The organism is bacterium (assembly GCA_030654305.1).
Lineage (GTDB): Bacteria > Krumholzibacteriota > Krumholzibacteriia > LZORAL124-64-63 > LZORAL124-64-63 > PNOJ01.
The window spans coordinates 1-1,375 of record JAURXS010000471.1 but is presented as its reverse complement, the minus strand read 5'-3'; the positions used below and the strand labels follow the sequence as shown (position 1 = coordinate 1,375).

Annotated in this window: 2 protein-coding genes; both read right to left on the bottom strand. The window is 74.7% G+C overall.

The features are described 5' to 3' along the window. On the bottom strand, positions 1–548 hold a 548-nt coding region (locus Q7W29_13475; GenBank protein MDO9172831.1), incomplete at its 3' end, for a S4 domain-containing protein. Next, positions 538–1,182 (bottom strand): cyclase family protein, encoded by a 645-nt coding sequence (locus tag Q7W29_13470; protein ID MDO9172830.1) that lies wholly within the window; start codon positions 1,180–1,182, stop codon positions 538–540. The genes Q7W29_13470 and Q7W29_13475, both read right to left, overlap by 11 nt. Positions 1,183–1,375 lie beyond the last annotated feature (193 nt).

Genomic DNA, 1,375 nt, shown 5'->3' with positions numbered 1-1,375 from the left:
TTGAGCAGGCCCAGCTTCGGGGCCGTCACCCCGGCGCCGATCACGTCGATCAGGGCGTCGGTGACCGGGCCGGCGACCCTGATCAGGTACTCCTTCTCCAGCTCGTCGCTGCCGGCGGCGTCCGCGTTCCAGGCGCTGTCGTTGGAGACCAGCAGCAGCCCGCTGGTGGTGGCGTCGAGGCGGCCGGCGGCCCGCAGCCCGGGCGTGTCGCGGGGCAGCAGTTCGGCGACCAGGCGGATGCGGCGGCCCATGATCGGCGCGACGGCGATGTCCTCGGGCTTGTGCAGCGCCAGGTAGGTGCGGATGACGTCGATGAGCTGGTGGTCGTCGATGGCGATCATCGACTCGGGCGTGACGGTGGCGCCGGGGTCCAGCTCGCGGCGCCCGTCGACGGTGACCCGTCCGCTGCGGACCATCTCCTCCGCCTGGCGCCGCGTGGCGTAGCCCACCTTGGCGATGGTGCGCGCCAGCCCGCGGCGGGGCGCGTCGCCGTGCAGCCCGCCCTCCGGGCCGCCGGCCTCGTCCCCGTATCCCTTCTCATCCGACACGGCGGCCTCCCCCGTCCCCCACCCAGGCCACCGCGCGCACCGGCGACGCCTCGGCGCCGGCCAGCCGCAGCGGCAAAGCGGCGAAGCGGAACGGGCCCGCGGGCAGGCGGTCCAGCGCCGCCAGGTTCTCGATGTTGATCAGGCCGGCCGCGGCCAGGATGAGGTGCGCCGTCTCGACGCCGAAGGGGTCGATGCTCGGGCTGTCCAGGCCCACGCCCTTGAGCCCGGCCTCGGCCAGCAGCAGCGCCGTGCCTTCGGTCAGCCAGGGCCAGTCCCGGTAGTACTGCGGCGCGCCCCAGTGGCGGGCCCAGCCGGTGCGCAGCAGCACGAAGTCCACCGCCGCGAGGTCGATCCCGGCCAGCACCGCGGGCGGGATGGCGCCCTCGGGCGCGTCGAGCGCCACGGCCGTCCCCTCGCACCGCCCGACCGGGAAGTCCTCGAGCGCCGGCTCGCCGGCGCGGAAGTGCAGCGGCAGGTCGATGTGGGTGCCGGCGTGGCAGCCGCTCGTGAAGGCCGAGGACTGGTGCCGCCCCTCGCCGTGCGCGCTGAGGCGGCTGATGACGGGCGTCGTCGCGTCGCCGGGGTAGACCGCCATGCCGGTCGCCAGCGGGTGGCTGAGGTCGATCAGGGTCATCGGGCGTCTCCTCGTCGGGCGGTACGGGTCGGAGCAATGTGGCACAAACGCCGCGAAATGACCAGCCCCGCGGCCGGCTACCAGACCGAGTTCCCCGACCAGACTCCCGTCTCCCGCCTCAGGACCGCCACCTCGAAGGCGGTGCCGAAGGCGAGGGACTCGGCCTGGTCCAGCCGCTCCTCCAAGCGGGCCG